Here is a 14945-nt window from a genome sequence, read left to right on the forward strand (position 1 = left end):
CTGAAGTTTCCTGAAATTCACATTAAACGACGCGGCTCTTCATCGCCGATCGAAAGTCCGCTGTTAGCGCCATTTCCACTTGCAGCATCGCTATCGACGGCATCAGTTCCACGCTCGGCAATGATAATTGTAGCCAACTTGCCAGCGCGATACTTGCTCAGCGCTTCTAGACAATAATACTCAAACCACAAACCAGTAAACACAAACATCAGTACGTATAACCAGATTGATCCGGCAGCCATAAAAGGAAGGATAACCAACCAAAGCGCTCCTCCCAACCATAACAAAGTCGGTGCAGCGCCCAGCATGCCTGTAATAATACCGATTGTCAGGAGTGGCCAACGATGAATCTTCAAAATCGCCTTTAGTTCATCTTTATCGGCGTAATCAGAAAGTGCATCGTAAGCAATCACCCGATAAGTCAGCCAACCCCACAAAAGCGCCGGAATAATGAAAGCCAATGGGGGAATCAACCACAATGGCAGGGTGATCAGCCACAAGACGCAGAATAATAAAAACGATGAGCCTGAAATCCAAAGACTGCCGAACAAAGAGCCGCCCTTGCGCTGTGACAATGTGGCATAGTGACGGCCACCGACATGGCGGGCAACAGCTGGCAATGCGAACAATCCAACAAATACCAGCGCGGTCAGAATCATCATCGGCAACAGCAACCACAATGCTACCCAAGGCACAATAACTGCCTTTAAGGCACCAAGACCAAGCCAACTCAAGGCGCCGCCCGCGGCATTCATCCCGGTACTACCAACCAAATAACTTTGCAGCCAGTCAAGCAAAGGTTGCAAACCCAGCCACAATGCCAAACCCCAAATTATCACGGATAGCAAAAATGGTAAAAAAGTCAGTATCAACATCCGAAAATGCAGTTGCGACAGCAGCGCCCGACCGAATGCGACGATGACGGGCCGCATCAGCGACGGGGCTTTCTGCCAAATTCAACCATATGTTTTAATCCCAGCCATTGCTGCTCCCAAAAACCGCTGCCATAGTTACGTTCTTTGCCGAGCGGAATTGGCAACTGATCCCGAATGCCGGTGCGTTCGAACGTTTTTCCAAAAAAAGCGGTGCGAAATAGCACATCCCAAAAGGAGAATAAGACACCAAAATTATGACCGCCTAATGATCCTTTACCTTTACTTTCATGCCCGATTCCAATCGCATGATGCCAACGATGAAAGCGTGGTGAAACTACGATAGCATCGCCCAACTTGCCGAAATGAATCCTGACGTTGGCATGTTGCAAACTTTGAAGCATGCGGGACGCGGCCACCAAGAGCACATATTGCGATGGCTCGACGCCAATCGCGATGGCGATCAGGGCCATGAAAATATCGCGAATTAAGTCGTCTAACAGATGGTTACGATCATCCGACCAAAGGTTCATGTTTTGCTGACTGTGGTGCAAACTATGCAAACCCCACATCCAGCCAAAACTATGCTGAGCCCTGTGGTACCAGTAATCGAAAAAGTCGAGAACAACCAAATACACCAAAAAAGTGACCAATGGTCGATCAGTGATGCCAGGCCACAGATTCTCTAAATTGAAAGGATGTATGCCTTCCAGATGGAACCACTCGGTCAGCTGCGCAACAACCGGATCGATCAGAAAAAATATTAGAACTGAAAATGCGCCCAGACGCTGAATCACGGTGTACAAAAAATCAATCCAACGAGCCCGTTTGTCGCTTATTGGATGGACCGGGATAGCAGATTCCAATGGCCGCAAAATGATGAATAAGACAATCAATTCGCACACCCCGATCAAAAACCACTCGACGCCATCAAACGCGTCTTCAATGTATTCACTGAAACCTAGATGAAACATCAACGGTTGCACGGCAACCTGAAATATCCATGCCTGCACATTGGAAAACAGATTAATCAGACTATCAATCATGATGCTGGCTGCTTTCTACCGATACTAGCGCTTGCGGCAATGTCATAAGGACCGGGGCTTTTGCCTTTCGCTTTTTCTGCTGAAATTTTATAGGCAGGATGCTCTCTTAAGGTAGCAAAACAAAACCCTTTTTTCTCTAATCCAGTAATAAGTGGTTCGAGGACCGCCGGTGCCCATGGATCTTTGCGCGACCAGATACCCAGATGCGCTATAAGGATGTCTCCGTCCTTGACGTTTTTTAACTCACGCCCCAACAACAGTTTATTGGGCCATCTGTCGCTGGGGAGTTCGTCGCCTGAAAATCCGGCATCGGCCCACGCCACGTGCGAATAACCACAAGCTTGTCCCGCAGCCAAGGTGTGTGGCGTCAGGTGGCCGCCAGGAGCGCGCCAGAATGGATCAAGATGGGCACCCGTCAAACTATGAAAACGCTGCTCAACACGATTGATTTCTTCGCAATATTGCTGAGGCGTCCATGATAACAATTTGCCACCATTAGCGCCAAACTGGGGCTTCATTTCAATGTTTCCATCTGCCAAGTCACGCTTCGCATACACATGATCGAAAGTATGGCTGCCGAAGGCATGACCATCCGCTACCAATGACTTCCAAAAAGGTGCCCACGATGGATCAAGAGAATAGTCGCCGTTGATGGTTTTTTCATTTGCCATAAAGAAAGTGGCTTTAATGTGATGACGACGCAATGTCTGGGCGATAAATTCTGCCTGCGATTGGCTACCGGTATCAAAGGTCAGGTACAACGTACCCTTGCAGGCGGTGGCAGGAATGGTCCCCTGCGCTTGCGCTTGTGACAAGAACAGAAGGCCAGCACAACTTGCCACCGTCATTATGGTAGCCAACCGGGTACGAGGCCTGCCGGACTTTATCGAAGAACGGGTCATCACAATTCCGAAGCGCGGTTGGCAAAATAAATACCATGCGGTGACCGACCTACCGGGATCGTTTTAATCACTTTACGGCTAGCAATATCCACCACCGAAACCTGCTTGACCCAGCGCTGCGTGACCCACATCGTCTTGCCATCAGCCGTCACTTCCATGCAATCCGGACCGCCTGGCACGTTAATCACACCAACATTTTCAAGTGTCTCTAAATCCAGAATATTGATCGTACCGGCAACCCGGTTCGATACAAACACGTGACGCTTATCGCCTTGTGGGCGGAAGTTATGCGCGCCATCGCCGGTCTTGATTTTCTTGACAATTTTTTGCGTACGCCAATCCACTACGGCGACATAATCGCTACCCATGACACCCACCAACAGATACTTATTGTCAGGCGTCATGTAGATACCAGCCGGTTGCTTTCCAATTGGCATGGTCCACTTGACCGTTTGGGTGGCCAGGTCAACGGCTGCAATCTCATCCGTGCCCTGTAGTGTAATGAAAGCCAACGTACTATCCGCACTGAAGGTCATATGACTTGGCATTTTAGGCAGCGGCAGACGCTTGGCCAGCTTTAGCGTTTTACCATCGAAGCCATAAATATCAATGCGATCCAGACGTAAACCGTTAGAGATAAACCATTTTTGATTGGGCGAAAAACCGATTTGATAAGGATCAGCAATATCTTTTACGAGACTCTGTATTTTCCCCGTTTTAGGGTCCAAAAAATACAATTCATTACCGGTAGCAGCAGCCACGATCAGTGACTTATTGTCTGGCGTCGGCATCAGGTGGTGTGGCTCCTTACCAACCGGAAACGATCCGATTTCCTTAAATGTATTCTGATCGATCAAACTAATAGTCGCATCACGCGAATTCAGGACAACAACGACAGTAGGAGCAGTTGCGAGTGGAACAATGGGGGAAACAGCGCCCGGTGGCACCGCAAGTGCGGGCAATGCAAACAATACTGTCAGCAATCCGCAGGCGGTGGCTAGTGACCGGATAGAAAATGTAGAACGCGTGGTAAGGCCAGCAAAATCGGACATGGCAACATTCAGAAGAGCAAAAAAGATATTTTACCGCGCAAGCCGTAACGATGCTGCGCCCTTTGACTTAAATCACAATATAAAGAACGTTACAAAACAAAGCTTGAATACTCAGCCTGATCTCAAGGTGACATACCAAAGCGTGGCAACCAGACTAAATATCAAACCCTGGTACACCTATTTGTAGACTACTACTACAATACTTCGTTCTGTTAAACCGTTGATTTTGGTTTACACTGCCATCCATATTAACCAATCAAAGAGGAAAGCAATGTCAACTACTACCGTTTCTGGCTTGCAATACGAAGATACCACTGTCGGCACAGGCGCAGAAGCCAAAGCTGGCGACCACGTCAGCGTTCATTACACCGGCTGGTTACAAAATAGCGACGGCAGCGCAGGCAAAAAATTTGATTCAAGCAAAGATCGCGGCGATCCGTTTGAGTTTCCGCTGGGCGCTGGCCATGTCATTAAAGGTTGGGACGAAGGCGTACAAGGCATGAAAATCGGTGGTGTTCGCAAACTGGTGATTCCTGCGGCAATCGGCTACGGTGCCCGTGGAGCTGGCGGTGCGATTCCACCAAACGCAACGCTGATTTTTGAAGTAGAACTGCTCGGCGTATAAATAATACGCTAGGCCACTGCCTACATCGTATCGAATCCACTTATTCCACTTATGCAACATACGTCTGGTATTGCGTTTAGCGCTATTTTAGCGTCGGGCCTATTTGCGGCAATTACGTTGAGCGGATGTACTGTGGTCAGTGTGGCAACAACTGTCGTTGGCGCGACGGTGGCAGTTGGATCTGCTGCCGTTAGCGTGGCAAGTACGGTTGTGAGTGGCACAGTGAAAGCTGGCGGCGCAGTGGTAGGTGCAGTTGTTGATTAAGTGTTTGCACGCCGTAGAGCAAAAAATATGCCTAAAATGGTAACTTTAATTTAGCCAATCAGTTGACCAGGCTATCTCAAAAACAATCCATGGCACAGCCTATGCGTCCTGCGACCCATCCACCGTTTACATTCTCATCAATCTGCCTGCTTCAGGCATTTCCATTTTTTACCCAACTATCCTATGACTCTGCAAACTGAATTCGACCAGGCATTAGCCGACTCCAAGAACCTCGCTGAACGTCCTGATAATATGACTTTGCTAAAGATGTACGCCATTTACAAGCAAGGTAGCCTAGGCGATGCAACTGGAGATCGTCCCGGCATGACAGACTTTGTTGGTCGCGCAAAATGGGATGCCTGGAATGCATTGAAAGGCACATCCCAAGAAGTTGCAAAACAACAATATATTGATTTTGTAAAAGACTTGCAAGCGTAACCATGCCTCCCATCTTCTGACAGTTTATTGGGTTAATTCCCACGCAAACCGATCATGCAGAAAAAAGGCCGTACGACTATAAAAGTAGTGCGGCCTTTTTTTTATTTCGGTAGTGCAGGTTTCAACCCCTTCTTGTTTAACCCCTTCTTACCTCTGGGTTAAGCAAATTCGGTGGCAAAGCCCCAACCGTGGCTGGCAACAATGCTGCCAGTAAATTGGCCGCTGCGCATAGCGCCATTGCGCGCCGCGTTGGTTCTGAGGCGCTGGCGATGTGCGGGGTGAGTACAACATTAGACAGCGTAAGAAAGTCGGGATGCAAGGCCGGTTCGTTCTCAAACACGTCCAGTCCAGCCGCCGCAATTTTTTGGGCGCGTAATGCCGCGATCAGTGCCACGTCGTCCACAATCCCGCCACGCGCCAGGTTGACCAACGTAGCGCCGGGTTTCATCATCTCCAGTTCCTTAGCGCCAATAGTGTGGTGCGACTCTTTCGAGTACGGTAGCACCAGAACCACATGATCGGCCTGACGTAGTAATTCTTCCTTACTGACAAAACGGGCATTGTTGGCACGCGCTTCCAATTCCGGCGTTACGCGGGAGCGATTATGATAAAGCACTTGCATGTCAAAACCGATTGAGCGCCGGGCTATGGCTTGACCAATCCGTCCCATTCCAATGACGCCGAGTGTCGCACCATGCACGTCAGCGCCTAGGAAACTGTCGAAGCGCCATTGCTTCCAGTTACCAGCTCTTAACCAATGCTCCGATTCTGTAATGCGACGCGCCGTCGCCATCAATAACGCCCAACCAAAATCGGCGGTCGTTTCGTTCAGCACGTCCGGTGTATTAGTCACCATGACACCAGCTTTGGTAGCCGCTGCTACGTCGATATTGTTATAGCCAACCGCCTGATTGCACACTGCCTTGAGGCGGGGACAGGCGCTTAGTACCGCAGCCGAAACAGGTTCGCTGCCGGTAGCGATCAAACCATCCTTATCCTGCAGTTTTTCAATCAGTTCTGCAGGAGAAAAAATACGATCGATCTGGTTCGATTCGACTTCAAAATATTGCTCCAGATGCGTGATGATTTCCGGAAAAATGGCACGGGCCAGCAAAATTTTTGGCTTATTTAATGCATTCAATGTATTCCCCATGACAACGTCCTTAATGTTTGTTCGGTTTCAATGCTTGGTCGCGCATAGTTTTATGCGCGGAAGAAAATAAAACTCATAATAGCGAAAAGTGGCAACAGCACGACACATGCCCATGCCATATAACCGAAGAAGGAAGGCATACGGATACCACGTTCTTCGGCAATCGCCTTGACCATCAGGTTAGGTGCATTACCGATATAACTATTGGCGCCCATAAACACTGCACCGCAAGATATTGCCGCTAAAGTGCCGGCCAATTTACCCATCAATTCGATAGCATCGCCAGACGCCGTATTAAAGAATACGAGATAGGTCGGCGCGTTGTCGAGGAATGATGACAATATTCCTGTGACCCAAAAATACATCATGTTATTGGGCTGTCCGTCCGGTCCCGTCACCGCCGCCACAATCGCGCCAAATGGGCCTTGTACGCCAACCCGTAACATGGCGATGACTGGCGCAATCGTAATAAAAATCGCAGCAAATAGCTTACCAACTTCCAACATTGGCTCCCATGTGAAATTATTACCTTCTCTGGCAATTTTCGGGGTTAGCCACAACGACGCGACAATCACGACCAGCAACAATCCATCGCGCAACAAATTTTGCAATTCTACCGGCGTGCCGTAAATGTCGTACGTAATACCCGACTTCCACAACCCACTCATCAATACCAGACCAATCACAACGATCAACAATATAAAATTAAATTTCCCCTCGAAACGCAATTTCGGATTGTCAGGCGTTGGATCTTGGACCGGCGGCAATTGTTCTTCGCGATTGTTGAAATAATGACGATCCAGAAAATAAAAAATCACCAGCAGAGCAACCCACATGAAAATGGTTTCGGAAAATATATTTTTAAAGGTCCAGGTAAAGTCGACGCCCTTCAAAAATCCGAGGAATAGCGGTGGATCGCCTAATGGTGTCAGTGCGCCACCAGCGTTTGCGACCAAAAAAATAAAAAATACAATAATGTGGACAGCATGCTTACGATTGTCGTTCGCTCGAATCAACGGCCGAATCAACAACATCGAAGCGCCTGTGGTCCCCATCAGACTCGCCAGCACGGTTCCTAGTGCCAACAATCCGGTATTAAGGGCGGGCGTGCCGTGCAAATTGCCCCGCAAACAAATACCACCCGCCACCACAAATAACGCGGTCAGCAAAATGATAAAAGGTAAATACTCGGCCATAAAAGCATGCACCACGCCTGCCGCCGCCAATGGGACACCGAACCAGATAGCGCAGGGAATCAAAAATGCCGCTGACCAACCCAACGCGATTTTGCCAAAATGGTGATGCCAAAATCCTGGTATCAGTAGCGGCCCCATGGCAATTGAGACCAATAAGCCCATGAAGGGAATCCCCCACCATACGGATAATTGAGCGCCATCAAGTTCGGCGGCGTGGGCTGCAATAGGAAGAAAACTGGCAAGCGTGATGAGGATCTTTTTGAGCAATTGCATCTTTCGAATCAGATAAAAGTGCACTATTTTAAGCGGGTTTAAATTACACAAAAATTTGTGATTAAAATAACATTGTCTGACATTAACTTAATTCATTATTATAAATAACAATTATGAATTTTTAGCAACGTCGGGAATTTCAAATACTTGCCGCAAATAGTTCACATACGCCGCATCATCGCACATGTTTTTTGATGGAGTATCCGACAATTTAGCGACAGGTTGCCCATTACAACGCACCATCTTCATGACAATTTGCAGCGGGGTATAACCCAAATCATTAGTCAAATTGGTACCAACCCCAAACGCAATCCGCGTCCTGTCCTTGAAGCGTAAATACAAAGCTGTCACTTTGCCAAAATCAAGACTGTCCGAAAACACCAAGGTCTTCGTCGCAGGATCAACACGATTATCTTTAAACTGTTGGATCAAGCGCTCTCCCCAATCAAACGGATCGCCAGAATCGTGGCGCGCACCATCGAAGAGTTTGCAAAAATACATATCAAAATCGCGAAGAAAAGCAGTCATTCCATAGACGTCGGACAAAGCAATACCCAAATCTCCGCGATATTCTTTACTCCACATTTCAAAGGCATATATTTGCGAATCACGCAGTCTCGGCCCAAGTGCCTGACACGCTTGCAAGTATTCATGCGCCATCGTTCCAAGCGGAATCAATCCGAATTTCATCGCGAAATGGACGTTCGATGTACCGGCCAGATGCTCAACAAAATCGCGTTGCATGGTCTGCACCACTTCTTCGTGCCAACTCCGTGAAAACCGGCGTCTGGTTCCATAGTCCGCCACCTTACAACCAGACATGGCAGGATCGTCGCGGATGAGCGCCATTTTGTTGTGCAAACGCTTTCGCCCTTCTTCAACGTCAGGATTTTTTTGAGTAGCGCGGAAATACACCTCATTGACAATCGCAAGGACCGGCACTTCAAACAATATCGTGTGCAGCCATGGACCTTTTACCAAGATATCAATTTCGCCGTTGTTCAATGGCGAAGGTTGCACCGTAATATATTTTTGTTGCAGATGAAATAAACTTAGAAAATCGACAAAGTCACTTTTGATAAAGCGCAGACTCAGCAAATATTTCAGTTCTTCGTCTTGAAAACGCAGTCGGCACAATCCGGCAATTTCATCCCGAATTTCGTCGACATACGGCGTCAGATCAATCCCGTCATTACGACATTTATACCGATACTCAACTTCTGCTGCGGGGAAATGATGCAATACCACTTGCATCATGGTGAATTTATACAGATCGGTATCGAGAAGGGAGCGAATGATCATGGTGTGCCAAATATAAATAGTGTGTGAGCCATCGGGACAACTCGTAGTATCGACTTTGCTAATATCACTTCGATATTACGGTTAATAGTTAATGGCTTAAGGCTTAAGGCTTAAGGAGTTTTTTTAACATCATTTTCGGCACGCTACGGATAGCTGGACAATTCGGTCTCCGTTACCGCTGCAGGCGGCTTCTTCCGGTCCGGCTCAAAAAAGCACCAGACCACTTGCGGCCAGCGTGATTGGATGTCAGCTTCAATAGCATTGATAGCATCGACCAGCGCGATATCCGATGTCTGCGGCCGCATTTCGGCCTGGACTGCGATCATTATTTGGTGACCCCATTGCATCGATATCAGGTTCATTACATGATCGATTTCCGGATGCGCTGCAATATGCGCTTCAATCGCAGCATGCAGTTCGGGGGCGGCTGACTCTCCGGTCACCATCGCCTTAACTTCCCGCATCACGATGACCGCGACGATCATCAGCAATAATCCGACCGCAATCGAACCGCAGGCATCCCATAATGGATTCCCGGTCAAGACCGTCAGGACCACTGCGACAAATGCTAATGCCAACCCAGCCAGCGCGGCAATGTCTTCACCCGCTACCACCATGAGTTCAGACTGGCGCGTTTCACGGAACCATTTAAAAAAAGACTTCCCGTGTGAAATTTTACGGATTTCAATCATCGCGCCACGCAGGGAAAAAGCTTCCAATACGACCGAAATGCCTAATACCCCTAAAGCAACCCAGGGATTATTAATTGGCTCGGGGCTTCTCAGATGCTTGATTCCCTCCACAACCGAGAACGCGCCACCGACAAAAAACAACAATATCGCCACCATCATCGCCCAGAAATACACCACCCGCGCGTATCCCATCGGGTGAGAGTCATTCGCCGGCTTTTTGGCCTCTTTCAATCCTATCAGGAGAAAAACCTGATTGGTGCAATCAGCGAGCGAATGAATTGCTTCCGCCAGCATCGCTCCGGAGCCAGTCAATATAGCCGCGACAAATTTGGCGAGAGCAATACCGCCATTAGCCGCTAAAGCGTAAAAAATCGCCTTGGTTGAACCTTCGTTATGGGATGCCATATTTTTTTGACGCCATGGGTTAACGGTTAAAGGTGCTGCAAAAGTTGACACACTAGCTAATTTTTTGCCCTCACGCAACCGCGATTGGATTTTATTGTTATGCTCCGTCAAAGCATCGACAGAGAGAAGTTCAACACTTAAAACCCGATAAGTTGCAGCATAACGGCATATCTCGCTATGGAAAAGACCCGCCAACGCCGTCTTAAGCAGAATTGTGAATTTGCTTATATGAATTCTATATAACCGCCGTTTGTAGGAAATACCGAATTACCTTAAAATACAGTGCTTTGCAACTAAGAGCGCGCCAAGATTATGCTCTGGTGGCTAACACCGCCATCTAGCCTGACCTTTGACTCGTTGCCGCTTCAAGTAATACTTACAGATTGGACTGTTGTTATGACCCACGTTGTGACCGAATCTTGCATCAGCTGTCGCTATACCGATTGCGTAGATGTTTGCCCGGTTGATTGCTTCCGCCAAGGCCCGAATTTTTTATCAATCGATCCGGATGAGTGCATTGATTGCGCCGTTTGTGTCGCTGAATGTCCTGTTAATGCGATTTACGCAGAAGAAGACGTTCCCGCTGATCAACAGCAATTCATTAAATTAAATGAAGACCTGTCGCGCTTCTGGCCGTCGATCACCAAGACAATTCCACCGTTGCCCGACGCTGACGACTTTAAAGACGTTACGGAGAAGTTGCATCTTCTTCAGCGTTAAATTTAAATAGCATTAATAGTATTGCGAAGTATTGCAAATGAACGCCCTAAAGTGTTTTCCGCATTTTTCGCCAAATGCGCTCAGGTACGAAGAAAAAGTCCTCGTAGCTGATCGCTAGCCAAAAAAATGTGATCGATATACGTCGCAAGCAACTCAGCGTCGCTTGTGCCGCAAACAGGTCAATGCCATTCGTTATTGCTCGCAGTAACGATTGGGGGACCCAAACCAAACAGGAATCAGATAGTCGTATGGAAACCAGCGCCAAGATTGATGCATCTACTCTCCCCGTTATCAACAATAGCAACAACGCACCGATAGAAGCGGACGCCGTCATTATCGGCGCTGGTCCAGTCGGTCTGTTCCAGGTATTCGAACTGGGTCTGCTTGAGATTAAAGCTCACGTGATCGACTCACTGCCAGTTGTTGGCGGCCAATGCGTCGAACTCTATCCCGACAAGCCGATTTACGACATCCCGGCTGTGCCTGTCTGTACCGGACAAGAGCTAACCGACAACCTGTTAAAGCAAATTGCTCCTTTCGATCCGACCTTCCATCTTAGCCAGGAAGTCACTGTGGTCGAGCGTCGTGAAGACAATCGCTTTAATGTCGAAACATCGGTCGGCACCCGCTTCATCACCAAAACCATCTTTATTGCGGCCGGTGTCGGGTCATTCCAACCAAGGACGATCAAAAGCGAAGGTATTGACCAGTTCAACAATTCTCAATTGTTTTATCGGGTCAAAGATCCACTCCAGTTTCACGGCAAAAATTTAGTCATTTGTGGCGGCGGTGACTCCGCACTGGATTGGGCCTTAAATCTGGTCGGCAAAGCAGAATCAGTCGTGCTGTTGCATCGCCGTGAAGACTTCCGCGCTGCGCCTGCCTCGGTTGCTAAAATGAAGCAGTTGTGTGAAGAATTTGAAATGCAATTTCTGGTCGGTCAGGTCACTGGGCACGAAGTTAAAGACGGCAAGCTATCAGAGATCAAGGTAACCGGTCCTGATGGCGTAACCCGTCGTCTGCCATTGGATACGTTATTGGTTTTCTTTGGCCTGTCGCCAAAACTTGGCCCTATCGCCGAGTGGAGCCTGGATATCGAACGCAAACAATTAAAGGTCGTCGATACTGAGAAGTTCGAAACCAATATCCCTGGGATTTTTGCGGTCGGAGATATCAACACTTATCCGGGCAAGAAAAAGCTTATTTTGTCTGGTTTCCATGAAGCCGCGTTAGCTGCGTTTGGTGCTGCACCGTACATTTTCCCTGACAAGAAGATTCACATGCAATACACCACTACTTCGCCTAAATTACACAAAATTCTGGGTGTTGAGTCACCAGTCTTTGATTGATTATTAGTTGATTACTCGTTGATATAGCGCAATAACTGGGGTGAATTCTGGCTTTATAGCCCTTCTCTTCGAGATATAAAAAAACCGTCAAGGTAGTTTACCTTGACGGTTTTTTATTTTTTATTTTTTATTTTTAACTCTTACTACTTTGACTGGGCTTGTGTCACTTTAGCTGATTCACAGGCATCGCCGAAAGTTAACGGTTGAAAATCGAGAGGGCTAAAACAGCCTTCATTCCGCACCATTGATCATTGATGGAGATCAGCAGGTGACAGTGCGCGAGGATCGTCAATGATTGAAACGAGAAAATCGCGCCATTATTCTCTCACCAGACAATAAAAAAAACCGTCCGACATGCAATCAGCATCTCGGACGGTTTGTTCAAAGCTAAATTAAATCAGCTTATTGTGCGGCAGGCGCAGCTGGAGTCGATGCAGCAACATGCGCAACCGGAGCAACATCACCGGCTTCTTGTGCAGCTTTCATCGACAATTTCAAGCGACCACGGTCATCGGTTTCCAACACTTTGACTTTGACTTGCTGGCCTTCTTTCAGATAGTCGGCGACCGCATTGACGCGCTCGTTGGCAATCTGGCTGATGTGCAACAAACCGTCTTTGCCTGGCAACACTTGCACAATCGCGCCGAAGTCCAGCAACTTCAATACTGTACCTTCGTAGATCTTGCCCACTTCAACGGAAGCTGTCAGTTCTTCGATACGACGCTTCGCTTCTTGACCGGCAGCTGCGTCGACAGAAGCGATGGTGACAACACCTTCATCGCTGATATCGATCTGTGTGCCTGTCTCTTCAGTCAGCGCACGAATCACAGCGCCGCCTTTACCGATCACGTCACGGATTTTTTCCGGATTGATCTTAACGGTGATCAGACGTGGAGCGAAGTCAGACAATTCCGATTGAGTGCCGCTCGGAACAGCTTTTTCCATCTCGCCCAAAATGTGGATACGGCCGACTTTAGCCTGCGCCAAAGCGACTTGCATGATTTCCTTGGTGATACCCTGGATTTTGATATCCATTTGCAACGCAGTGATGCCGTTTGCAGTACCAGCGACTTTAAAGTCCATGTCGCCAAGGTGATCTTCATCACCCAAAATGTCTGTCAACACCGCAAACTTACCGCCGTCTTTGATCAAACCCATAGCGATACCAGCAACGTGTCCTTGCATCGGCACGCCAGCGTCCATCAATGCCAGGCAACCGCCACAGACCGAAGCCATTGACGATGAACCGTTAGATTCGGTAATTTCCGATACCAAACGGACGGAGTAGCTGAAATCTTCCGGTGCTGGCAATGCTGCCAACAGCGCACGCTTAGCCAGACGACCATGGCCGATTTCGCGACGCTTTGGTGTACCGACACGACCTGTTTCGCCAGTAGCGAACGGAGGCATGTTGTAATGCAGCATGAAGCGATCCGAGTACTCCCCCATCAATGCATCAATTTTTTGCTCGTCGCGGGCAGTACCCAAGGTAGCAATCACCAATGCCTGTGTCTCGCCGCGTGTGAACAAGGCTGAACCGTGCGTACGTGGTAAAACACCAGTACGGATGCTGATTGGACGCACAGTGCGTGTATCGCGCCCGTCAATACGTGGCTCGCCATCCAGAATTTGCGAACGAACGATCTTGGCTTCCAGATCAAACAAGATATTGCCGACTTCGGAGCTATCCGGTGCCGCAGCGTTCATCGACAAAGCTTCAGCAGCCAACGCAGCGATAACTTCGCTAGTCGCATCTTTTAGCTTGGCAGTACGCGCTTGTTTGTCTTTAGTTTGATATGCTTCACGCAATTTAGCTTCTGCAAAATGCGCAACGCGAGCGATCAGCGCATCGTTCTTTGGCGCTGGGCTCCATTGGATTTCTGGTTTGCCACCGTCACGTACCAGATCATGAATCGCGTTGATAACCGCTTTCATTTGATCGTGACCGTAGACAACTGCACCCAACATGACTTCTTCAGACAATTGCTTGGCTTCGGACTCAACCATTAACACTGCTGCTTCAGTACCGGCAACAACCAGATCCAGCAACGATGTTTTCAATTGTGTCGTGGTCGGGTTCAGGACGTATTGACCGTCGATGTAACCAACACGGGCAGCGCCGACCGGACCAGAAAATGGCACGCCAGAGACTGACAATGCAGCAGATGCACCGATCATCGCAGCGATATCTGGATCGATTTCAGGATTGACCGACAGCACGTGAATGATCACTTGCACTTCGTTCATGTAACCCTCTGGGAACAACGGACGGATCGGACGATCGATCAGACGCGATGTCAGTGTTTCTTTTTCCGAAGGACGACCTTCGCGCTTGAAGAAACCGCCTGGTATACGACCAGCAGCGTAAGTTTTTTCAACATAATCTACAGTCAATGGGAAAAAATCTTGACCTGGTTTAGCATCTTTACGTGCAACCACGGTAGCCAGAACAACGGTATCTTCAATCGATACCAATACTGCGCCAGAAGCTTGACGAGCGATTTCGCCTGTTTCCAACGTGACTTGATGCTGGCCGTACTGGAAAGTCTTAGTAACTTTATTAAACACGATATTTCCTCTCTAATTTTACCGACAGATTTTCAGGGGCTGTCGTTCACCTCACCACAGACGGTTTGATCACTTCATATTGAAGTAA

Annotated in this window: 14 protein-coding genes; 5 read left to right on the forward strand and 9 right to left on the reverse strand. The window is 48.3% G+C overall.

The annotated features are described in order from the left end of the window. Positions 1-17 precede the first annotated feature (17 nt). Genes RGU75_RS22835 through RGU75_RS22850 form a run of 4 tightly spaced genes read right to left on the reverse strand, consistent with a single transcriptional unit; the run spans position 18 to position 3872 of the window. The gene (locus tag RGU75_RS22835; RefSeq protein WP_322239977.1) at positions 18-932 is read right to left on the reverse strand and encodes an EI24 domain-containing protein; all 915 of its coding nucleotides are present in this window, start codon (positions 930-932) and stop codon (positions 18-20) included. Further along, positions 932-1918 carry a sterol desaturase family protein gene (locus tag RGU75_RS22840; RefSeq protein WP_322239978.1) on the reverse strand — a complete coding sequence of 329 codons (987 nt, stop codon included), beginning with the start codon at positions 1916-1918 and terminating at the stop codon, positions 932-934. The genes RGU75_RS22835 and RGU75_RS22840 overlap by 1 nt, the downstream gene beginning before the upstream one ends. Beyond that, positions 1915-2766, reverse strand: coding sequence for a polysaccharide deacetylase family protein (locus tag RGU75_RS22845; protein ID WP_322239981.1), 852 nt, complete (start codon positions 2764-2766; stop codon positions 1915-1917). The genes RGU75_RS22840 and RGU75_RS22845 overlap by 4 nt, the downstream gene beginning before the upstream one ends. A gap of 53 nt (positions 2767-2819) precedes the next feature. After that, a complete protein-coding gene (locus RGU75_RS22850) occupies positions 2820-3872 on the reverse strand; it encodes a beta-propeller fold lactonase family protein (RefSeq protein ID WP_322239983.1) in 1053 nt (350 codons plus the stop codon). 271 nt (positions 3873-4143) lie between these two features. Here RGU75_RS22850 and RGU75_RS22855 point away from each other — a divergent pair, with 271 nt between their 5' ends. The 3 genes from RGU75_RS22855 to RGU75_RS22865 all read left to right on the forward strand — a co-directional run bounded on the left by RGU75_RS22855 (position 4144) and on the right by RGU75_RS22865 (position 5199). Continuing rightward, entirely contained in the window at positions 4144-4497 is a 354-nt protein-coding gene (locus RGU75_RS22855; RefSeq protein WP_205320177.1) for an FKBP-type peptidyl-prolyl cis-trans isomerase, read from the forward strand. A 51-nt stretch (positions 4498-4548) separates the two neighbouring features. Further along, positions 4549-4761, forward strand: coding sequence for a hypothetical protein (locus RGU75_RS22860; RefSeq protein ID WP_322239986.1), 213 nt, complete (start codon positions 4549-4551; stop codon positions 4759-4761). A 183-nt stretch (positions 4762-4944) separates the two neighbouring features. Next, a complete protein-coding gene (locus RGU75_RS22865) occupies positions 4945-5199 on the forward strand; it encodes an acyl-CoA-binding protein (RefSeq protein WP_322239988.1) in 255 nt (84 codons plus the stop codon). Positions 5200-5335: 136 nt separating this feature from the next. Here the strand turns inward: RGU75_RS22865 and RGU75_RS22870 are convergent, their stop codons facing one another. The 4 genes from RGU75_RS22870 to RGU75_RS22885 all read right to left on the reverse strand — a co-directional run bounded on the left by RGU75_RS22870 (position 5336) and on the right by RGU75_RS22885 (position 10220). Next, positions 5336-6352, reverse strand: coding sequence for a D-glycerate dehydrogenase (locus RGU75_RS22870; RefSeq protein ID WP_322239990.1), 1017 nt, complete (start codon positions 6350-6352; stop codon positions 5336-5338). A 50-nt stretch (positions 6353-6402) separates the two neighbouring features. Then, positions 6403-7821, reverse strand: a complete 1419-nt coding sequence (locus RGU75_RS22875; RefSeq protein ID WP_322239992.1) for a sodium:proton antiporter — start codon at positions 7819-7821, stop codon at positions 6403-6405. A gap of 111 nt (positions 7822-7932) precedes the next feature. After that, entirely contained in the window at positions 7933-9123 is a 1191-nt protein-coding gene (gene pncB, locus RGU75_RS22880) for a nicotinate phosphoribosyltransferase (protein ID WP_322239994.1), read from the reverse strand. A 143-nt stretch (positions 9124-9266) separates the two neighbouring features. Then, on the reverse strand, positions 9267-10220 hold the full coding sequence (locus RGU75_RS22885) for a cation diffusion facilitator family transporter (protein WP_322239996.1): 954 nt from the start codon (positions 10218-10220) through the stop codon (positions 9267-9269). Between the two features lie 396 nt (positions 10221-10616). On the opposite strand from RGU75_RS22885, the gene fdxA reads away from it, so the two are divergent. Continuing rightward, on the forward strand, positions 10617-10940 hold the full coding sequence (gene fdxA / locus RGU75_RS22890; RefSeq protein ID WP_322239998.1) for a ferredoxin FdxA: 324 nt from the start codon (positions 10617-10619) through the stop codon (positions 10938-10940). A gap of 248 nt (positions 10941-11188) precedes the next feature. Beyond that, positions 11189-12289 (forward strand): NAD(P)/FAD-dependent oxidoreductase, encoded by a 1101-nt coding sequence (locus RGU75_RS22895; protein ID WP_416186894.1) that lies wholly within the window; start codon positions 11189-11191, stop codon positions 12287-12289. A gap of 402 nt (positions 12290-12691) precedes the next feature. Here RGU75_RS22895 and pnp read toward each other — a convergent pair whose 3' ends face one another. Continuing rightward, positions 12692-14857 carry a polyribonucleotide nucleotidyltransferase gene (pnp, locus tag RGU75_RS22900; protein ID WP_322240002.1) on the reverse strand — a complete coding sequence of 722 codons (2166 nt, stop codon included), beginning with the start codon at positions 14855-14857 and terminating at the stop codon, positions 12692-12694. Positions 14858-14945: the final 88 nt, after the last annotated feature.

Origin of the sequence: Glaciimonas sp. CA11.2, assembly GCF_034314045.1 — a bacterium.
Classification (GTDB): domain Bacteria; phylum Pseudomonadota; class Gammaproteobacteria; order Burkholderiales; family Burkholderiaceae_D; genus Glaciimonas.

What these genes read in the sequence shown, in the direction of transcription:
- RGU75_RS22835 (WP_322239977.1), bottom strand. Translation starts at nt 932, where the DNA reads ATGCGGCCCGTCATCGTCGCATTCGGTCGGGCGCTGCTGTCGCAACTG.
- RGU75_RS22840 (WP_322239978.1), bottom strand. Translation starts at nt 1,918, where the DNA reads ATGATTGATAGTCTGATTAATCTGTTTTCCAATGTGCAGGCATGGATA.
- RGU75_RS22845 (WP_322239981.1), bottom strand. Translation starts at nt 2,766, where the DNA reads ATGACGGTGGCAAGTTGTGCTGGCCTTCTGTTCTTGTCACAAGCGCAA.
- RGU75_RS22850 (WP_322239983.1), bottom strand. Translation starts at nt 3,872, where the DNA reads ATGTCCGATTTTGCTGGCCTTACCACGCGTTCTACATTTTCTATCCGG.
- RGU75_RS22855 (WP_205320177.1), top strand. Translation starts at nt 4,144, where the DNA reads ATGTCAACTACTACCGTTTCTGGCTTGCAATACGAAGATACCACTGTC.
- RGU75_RS22860 (WP_322239986.1), top strand. Translation starts at nt 4,549, where the DNA reads ATGCAACATACGTCTGGTATTGCGTTTAGCGCTATTTTAGCGTCGGGC.
- RGU75_RS22865 (WP_322239988.1), top strand. Translation starts at nt 4,945, where the DNA reads ATGACTCTGCAAACTGAATTCGACCAGGCATTAGCCGACTCCAAGAAC.
- RGU75_RS22870 (WP_322239990.1), bottom strand. Translation starts at nt 6,352, where the DNA reads ATGGGGAATACATTGAATGCATTAAATAAGCCAAAAATTTTGCTGGCC.
- RGU75_RS22875 (WP_322239992.1), bottom strand. Translation starts at nt 7,821, where the DNA reads ATGCAATTGCTCAAAAAGATCCTCATCACGCTTGCCAGTTTTCTTCCT.
- pncB (WP_322239994.1), bottom strand. Translation starts at nt 9,123, where the DNA reads ATGATCATTCGCTCCCTTCTCGATACCGATCTGTATAAATTCACCATG.
- RGU75_RS22885 (WP_322239996.1), bottom strand. Translation starts at nt 10,220, where the DNA reads ATGGCATCCCATAACGAAGGTTCAACCAAGGCGATTTTTTACGCTTTA.
- fdxA (WP_322239998.1), top strand. Translation starts at nt 10,617, where the DNA reads ATGACCCACGTTGTGACCGAATCTTGCATCAGCTGTCGCTATACCGAT.
- RGU75_RS22895 (WP_416186894.1), top strand. Translation starts at nt 11,189, where the DNA reads ATGGAAACCAGCGCCAAGATTGATGCATCTACTCTCCCCGTTATCAAC.